The organism is Xanthomonas hortorum (assembly GCF_040279205.1).
In the GTDB taxonomy this organism is placed as follows: domain Bacteria; phylum Pseudomonadota; class Gammaproteobacteria; order Xanthomonadales; family Xanthomonadaceae; genus Xanthomonas; species Xanthomonas hortorum_F.
This window is the reverse complement of sequence record NZ_JBEOLS010000009.1, coordinates 103,803-110,844: the sequence shown is the minus strand read 5'-3', so window position 1 is coordinate 110,844 and position 7,042 is coordinate 103,803. Positions and strand designations below refer to the sequence as shown.

Here is a 7,042-nt window from a genome sequence, read left to right as displayed (position 1 = left end):
ACGAGGACCGACCCAAAAAAGCAATCTGCGGCATGACCCCGGCTGCGTATGCCCAACATCTGGCAAACACCGATATCATCAGCCCCGGACTCTAAACCAGGCCGCTACTCAGGGCGGGGGGACGTCGGCAGTTGCCACGCCGACTCATGCTGCACACCAAGCCATGGGACGCCAGGAAACTGCGCCAGTCATCGCCGGTGTAGACAGACCCCTGGTCCGAATGAACCAGGCAACCAGCGCTGGGTTTGCGCCGCCACACCGCAGACAACAAGGCCTGCACGACCAACTCGGTGTCGGCCCGATCGCGCATCGCCCAGCCGACGACCTGCCTGGAAAACAGATCGATCACAACAGCCAAATACATCCAGCCTTCATGCGTGCGGATGAAGGTGAAATCGCTGGCCCAGGCCGTGTCCGGCTCCGTCACGTCGAACTGTCGGTCAAGCAGGTTGGCCGCCGCCTTGCACTGCATTCCTCCATGGAAGCGCGGTGTGCGACCATAGTCCACCTGGGCACGCAGTCCCTCGGTGCGCATCAGCCGATGCACCCGATGGCGACTACAACGCTCACCTAGATCGCGCAGATCCGTGGTGATCTTGCGATGCCCATAGACACTGCCGCTGGCCAGCCAGTGGTGCTTGATTAGTCCAAGCAAGCGATCATCTTCCTTGGCGCGCTCACTGTCGGGCGAGCGTAACCAGGCGTAATAACCCGCCCGGTTGACCCGCAACACCCGGCACATCGCACACACCCTGAATTCCCCGCAGTGGGCTTGCATGAAGGCGTACTTTGCCTTTACCCCTTGGCAAAGGACGCGGCGGCCTTTTTTAGGATGTCGCGCTCCTCGGTCACTCGACACAACTCTGCCTTCAGCCGCCGAACCTCGGCGCTCTGGTCCACCTCGGCGCGATGCACCACGCCAGACTTGCCGAACGTGCGCAGCCAGGCGTACAGGCTGTGCGTCGTGACACCCAGCCGCTCGGCGACTTCTGCCACCTTGAACCCACGATCAGTCACTTGCCGGACCGCCTCGATCTTGAACTCATCCGTATACCGCTTGCTGCTCATAGACACCTCCGAATCGACCATTTTCCATGGCCTTGAGATGTCTAGGAAACCCTGGGCGTATCAGATGCTCAGCCTGTTGGGAAAGGCATGGGTCATCCTCCGCGTCAATGCCTTCGTCGTCCCGGCCAAGTCTTCGGTGAGGCGAAGCGAATCGGAGAACTACTCACCAAACTTGCATTCTAAAGTCACTGCAGGAGATCAACATGGGACTATGCAATTCAAAGAGCGTGGCAGGCTCAGTGGCAGGCTCACCTATAGCAACTTCACCTGAGCATTATCCAACCAGCGCCACAGAGCAGACCACGCCTTTTAGGCCTTCATCTCCCGAGGCGTCCATGTCACCCAGCCTGCATGACTTGGCGGCACTCGGCTCTCCCCGAGCAAGGCGGGCCCGCTCGGGGAGAGCCGCCAGTCCCTCCGGCACCGGCATCATGGCAGGGCGAGTGTCCTTTCCTTCTTCGTCGTCCGGACCTACGCTCGCGGCTCAATTGCAGGACTTCATTGAAGCGCTGGAGCACGCCGAGCGTCAAGGAAAACAATATCCGGCGGCCGAACTCGATCAGAAGTTCCAGCCACAGGTGGTGGCGGCCCAGAATCACATCCACCCCAATCTCGATGTAAAGGTCTTCGATGCGTCGGCATCCGAGCCGCATGCGTTGCGGCAAGCTATTGTCAATACCGGGCGGGGTCAGCGGTGGCGCGCCGTCGTTAACGTGGAGCGGATCCATGGAAAGGGAGCGCCAAGCCATGGCATCGCGGTGGACGTGTCGGGAGGTCGTGGCAAGGTGTCCGTCTTGGCGGTCGACAGCGTATGGGGATGCACCGACACGCTGTCCGTCATGACCGCCGCGTTGAAGGGCGTGAAGAACGCGACGCTGACCATCCTCAACACGGGCACGCAGAAGGATGTCATCAACTGCAAGACCTTCGCCCTGGCGAATGCGAAGGCGATGGCGGATAACGATGACTTGATGGTGGATCTCCACAAGAAGAATTTTAGAGGGAAGATCGTCGGGACGGGCGATACCATCAATGACGTGGACGTCACGATCGCGCGCGGCTCCGACGTGCTCGATGCGAGCTTCTTCCAGCACACGACGTCGAAGGACGTTTTCGACGATCTTCCCGAGCATATCCGGGAACCACTGGAGGAGAGCTTCGACCAGAACTTCCGGGAGATCGAGGCAGGAGGCAAGCGCAGGGCGTACAACACCTCCATCCAGCAGGAGAGGCTCAAGTACCTAAGGGATGCGCTGCTTTTCGCCGACGCCGAGTACTGGAGCTAAGCGCTCAAGGAACCCACGGGGTGCCCCTGAGATAATTGAGGGTCGGCAGGGATTCGTGTAAAAACCTTTGCTGACAGCGAGTTAGCTCACTTTTTGCTGTTTTTTACACGAATCCTTGCCGAACCTTGTGTACCAATCCTTATGCGCTGAAGATGCTAGTGCAGGGCACGGCAGTGGTCACCCGCAACGCGGCCAATTTCAGCCGACAGGAGTGACTATCGTCAACCCGTGGGAGCAGTCGCCATGAACGCCTACGAGTTCAAGATTGTCTCCAATAGCGGTACTCAAGCGATACAGGGCTGAGTTTTGCCCGTCATCGCCAAGCTGCGCTAAACTGCTGTCGCAGCTTACTTTTTTGTTCTGCTGCTTACGTTGTCTTATGCGTGGTTTTCCTAGGCATGGCGCGTTGACGTCAAACTCATAATCCTTTGGTTCCAGGTTCGAATCCTGGTGGGCCCACCAGTAAAACTCCATGGTCTACTGAGGCGACTCATCTTCACGAGAAGCCAAAGGTGCTGTTTCGATACAGACCGGGAGCCGGCGAGCTATGGCGGATGGTAAGGACCTCCACAGGTTCTTGGGAGACAGTCATCTGTAAGACTGATGGCCTCCTGCGACTCGTACATTCCGCCCACTACGCCATCTCAAACCGCGCATCGATCAACTTCCGCCCCGCTTGAAACCCTTGCGCAATAGCGTCCTGATACGTCTCCCAACCAGGCCCCTGGTCGTCGATGCGTGGCTGGCGTTGGCCGCCAAGCGCATACACATCGACCTGCACCGTCCAGTTGGCATCCGGCGCAGCGCGCTCGACGCGTACGCGGATCTCATGATCGCGGTACGTGGTGGTTTCAAAGCGGCTTTGCCTGCTCATAAGGCGGTCTCGTGTGCGTGCGTCCATCAACTTAGAAGGCACGGTTGGAACACCACGTGAGCTTTGGAGAAGCGCCGATTTCATGTTGCGGCGCCGTGCGGCTTCGTCGCCGATGCGTGAATGCCGTAGCGCTGCAATACGCTGCCGGGGCACGCATCCCCCGCACTTACTGCAAGTACCGTCCTTCGGCTGACCCATAACGCAACAGCCCCGCGATTGCGGGGCTGTTGTGATCACTGCGCTGGCATCGCCCTGCTATCAGTCGATATCGAGGAACGAGCGCAGCTGCTCCGAACGGCTCGGGTGACGCAGCTTACGCAACGCCTTGGCCTCTATCTGACGAATCCGCTCGCGGGTGACGTCGAACTGCTTGCCCACTTCTTCCAGCGTGTGATCGGTATTCATGTCGATACCGAAGCGCATCCGCAGCACCTTGGCTTCGCGCGGGGTGAGGCCGGCCAACACATCCCGCACCGTCTCGGAGAGATTGATGTTGGTGGTGTTGTCGATCGGGGACTCCACGTTGGTGTCCTCGATGAAGTCGCCCAGATGCGAATCCTCGTCGTCGCCGATCGGGGTTTCCATCGAGATCGGCTCCTTGGCGATTTTCATCACCTTGCGGATCTTGTCCTCGGGCATGTCCATCTCCTTGGCCAGTTCCTCCGGCGTGGCCTCGCGGCCGAACTGCTGGAGCATCTGACGGGAAATGCGGTTCAACTTGTTGATCGTTTCGATCATGTGCACCGGAATACGGATGGTGCGCGCCTGATCGGCGATCGAACGGGTGATGGCCTGACGGATCCACCACGTTGCATACGTGGAGAACTTGTAACCGCGACGGTATTCGAACTTGTCCACGGCCTTCATCAGGCCGATGTTGCCTTCCTGGATCAGGTCGAGGAACTGCAGGCCGCGGTTGGTGTACTTCTTGGCGATGGAGATGACCAGGCGCAGGTTGGCCTCGACCATTTCCTTCTTGGCCTTGCGCGCCTTGGCTTCGCCATAGGCCATCGCGCGGCTGATTTCCTTGATCTCGCCCAGGGTCAGGTAGTTGACCTTCTCCATCTCGATCGAGCCTTGCTGCTCGGAGACGATCTGGTCCTTGACATCGCGCAGCGCCGAGGACCACTTCTGCTTGCGCTTGAGTGCGTCTTCCACCCATTCCAGGTTGGTCTGGTTGCCTTCCCAGGAGCGGATGAAGTCCTTGCGCGGCATGCGTGCCACGGTGGTGGCCAGGTGCAGCACCTTGCGCTCGTGGTCCTTGATGCCGTTGACCACGCCACGCAGCTGGGTGACCAGCGCATCGGTCAGCGGCAACGGCAGCTTGAGCGTGGTGAAGATGGCGGCCATGTCCTCGCGCGCCTTGACCACCAACTTGTGCTCGGCGCCGTTCTTGGCATAGATCTTCTTGAACTTGGCGTATTCGTTGGCCAGGTTCTCCATGCGCGTAGCGACTTCCACCGGGTCCGGACCGGTCGGGCCGGCCTCTTCCTCGGCAGCGTCGTCATCGCCGTCTTCGTCGTCGTCTTCATCGACCGCGTCTTCGTCCACGGCGACCGGGCCGGCGGCGGCCAGCGCGGCAGCGGCGGCGTCGGCTTCTTCGATCAGGTCGTTGAAGCCGACCACGATCTCGGCCAGACGCTTCTTGCCTTCCTTGTGCGCTTCGTAATCGGCCAGCAGCATTTCGGTCGACAGCGGGAATACGCCCAGTGCTGCCTGGACCTGGCTCAGGCCTTCTTCGATACGCTTGGCGATGGCGATTTCGCCTTCGCGGGTCAGCAGCTCGACCGTGCCCATTTCGCGCATGTACATGCGCACCGGGTCGGTGGTGCGGCCACCTTCGGTATCGAGCGCGGTCAGCGCGGCGGCGGCTTCTTCGGCGGCGGTATCGTCAACCTCGCGGTTGCCGGTGTTGCCGTCGTTGAGCAACAAGGTTTCAGCATCGGGCGCAACTTCATGGACATCGATGCCCATGCCGTTGATCATGCTGATGATGTCTTCGATCTGCTCCGGGTCGACCAGGTCGTCGGGCAAATGGTCATTGACTTCGGCGTAGGTCAGATAGCCCTGTTCCAGGCCCTTGCTGATCAGTAGCTTGATGTCGGATTGCTGGGCAGGACGTTCGTTGGCCATGGATGCTCGCGCCACCGGCTTTGAGATTGGAAAGAGGACCTAGCATTATACCAGCGTGAAGCCCCGTCTGCCGGATTCAAGACGAGACCGCTGGTGTAGCGCTGGCTAGGGCCTGAGAAGGAAGGTCACCGGGCCATCGTTGACCAGGTCGACAACCATATGGGCACCGAAACGCCCGGTTTCCACCCCGCCGCGATGTTTTTCGCGGCAGATCGCCACCAATTGATTGAACGCCCGTTCAGCCTCCAGCGGCGGTGCAGCTGTGCTAAAGCCTGGTCGTGTGCCCGAGCTGGTGTCGGCAACCAGGGTGAACTGGCTGACCAGCAGCAGCCCGCCCGCGGTATCGGTGAGTGAGCGGTTCATCTTGCCGGCGTGGTCGGCGAAGACGCGATAGCCGAGCAGGCGTTCGGCCAGGCGCCGGATCTGCGCATCGCTGTCGCCGGGCTCGACCCCTACCAGGGCCAACAGCCCGGGACCGATCTGACCTACTCGCTCCGCATCGACAGTGACGCAGGCCCGGGTGACGCGTTGGATCAGTGCAAGCATGGGCAATGTGGTTGAGCAAACTGTGTCGCGCAGCATGCCCAGCACTGCCCGTACTGTCACGCGCGGGCCTTGGGCGGCCGCGCTGTTTAGAATTACGTCGATGAAACCTGATGCTCGCGCCCGCCTGCTCTACGCCACTGCCGCCACCGTGGGGCGCCTACCGTGGCCGCTGCTCAAACGTGTGGCCGATACGCTGGCCTGGAGCTGGCGCAAACTCGATGCGCGCGAGAGCCGCGTGGCGCGTCGCAACCTGGAGTTGGCGTACCCGGAACTGAGCGCCGAGCAGCGCGCGCAGCTGCATGCGCAGGTGCTGCGTTCGACCGCGCGGCAGACACTGGAAGTGCTGCGCACCTGGACCCGCCCGCCGGCCGAGAACCTGGCGCGCCTGCAGCGCAATGGCCAGGAACTCTACGACGCCGCGCTGGCCTCCGGGCGCGGCGTCATCGTGGCCGCGCCGCACTTCGGCAACTGGGAACTACTCAATCAGTGGCTGTCCGAACGCGGGCCGATCGCGATCGTGTATCGCCCGCCGGAATCGGACACGGTGGACGGTTTCCTGCAGCTGGCCCGCGGCGGCGACAACGTGCGCCAGGTGCGTGCCGAAGGCCCGGCGGTGCGGCAGTTGTTCAAGGTGCTCAAGGACGGCGGCGCGGTCGGCATCCTGCCCGACCAGCAACCGAAGATGGGTGATGGCGTCTTTGCGCCGTTCTTCGGCATTCCGGCCTTGACCATGACCCTGGTCAACCGGCTTGCCGAACGTACTGGCGCGATCGTGCTGTACGGCTGGTGCGAACGCGCCGGTGGCGATCTGCAGTTCGCGCTGCATGTGCAGCCGTCGGACCCAGCGGTGGCCGATGCAGACACGGTGCGCGCGGCCAGCGCGCTCAATGCAGGCATCGAACAGATCGCCCGGCGCGACCCGGCGCAATACCAGTGGACCTACAAGCGCTACACGCTGCGCCCGCCAGGCAGCGGCGAGGCCAATCCGTATGCGACGGAGCGGCATCCGCACTAGATTTGCCAGCAAACCGACGGCACGGCTACGTTTTGCTAGCCGCTCCTGGCTGCAGATCCTGTGCAACAGATCCCGTGCAACGCTGCGTTGACACGCAGCGCATTCCGATCGCTTCCATCG

At 61.4% G+C, this 7,042-nt stretch carries 5 protein-coding genes and 1 pseudogene; 2 read left to right on the top strand and 4 right to left on the bottom strand.

All coding sequences use genetic code 11. The annotated features are described in order from the left end of the window. Positions 1-127 precede the first annotated feature (127 nt). Positions 128-1,068: pseudogene (locus tag ABS769_RS06240) on the bottom strand (IS3 family transposase); the annotation flags it as partial. Between the two features lie 488 nt (positions 1,069-1,556). Here ABS769_RS06240 and ABS769_RS06235 point away from each other — a divergent pair. Then, positions 1,557-2,354 carry a YopJ family acetyltransferase gene (locus ABS769_RS06235; RefSeq protein ID WP_350498123.1) on the top strand — a complete coding sequence of 266 codons (798 nt, stop codon included), beginning with the start codon at positions 1,557-1,559 and terminating at the stop codon, positions 2,352-2,354. Between the two features lie 634 nt (positions 2,355-2,988). Here the strand turns inward: ABS769_RS06235 and ABS769_RS06230 are convergent. From ABS769_RS06230 to dtd, 3 genes are all read right to left on the bottom strand, one after another. After that, positions 2,989-3,312, bottom strand: coding sequence for a DUF6566 family protein (locus ABS769_RS06230; protein WP_317061739.1), 324 nt, complete (start codon positions 3,310-3,312; stop codon positions 2,989-2,991). A gap of 174 nt (positions 3,313-3,486) precedes the next feature. Further along, complete coding sequence (gene rpoD / locus ABS769_RS06225) at positions 3,487-5,361, bottom strand: RNA polymerase sigma factor RpoD (RefSeq protein WP_317061738.1); 1,875 nt, start codon at positions 5,359-5,361, stop codon at positions 3,487-3,489. A gap of 105 nt (positions 5,362-5,466) precedes the next feature. Further along, entirely contained in the window at positions 5,467-5,907 is a 441-nt protein-coding gene (gene dtd / locus ABS769_RS06220) for a D-aminoacyl-tRNA deacylase (RefSeq protein WP_317061735.1), read from the bottom strand. Between dtd and ABS769_RS06215 the strand changes: the two genes are divergently transcribed. Then, entirely contained in the window at positions 5,906-6,922 is a 1,017-nt protein-coding gene (locus tag ABS769_RS06215; protein WP_317061734.1) for a lauroyl acyltransferase, read from the top strand. The two genes, dtd and ABS769_RS06215, sit on opposite strands and share 2 nt — an antisense overlap. The last annotated feature ends 120 nt before the right edge of the window (positions 6,923-7,042 follow it).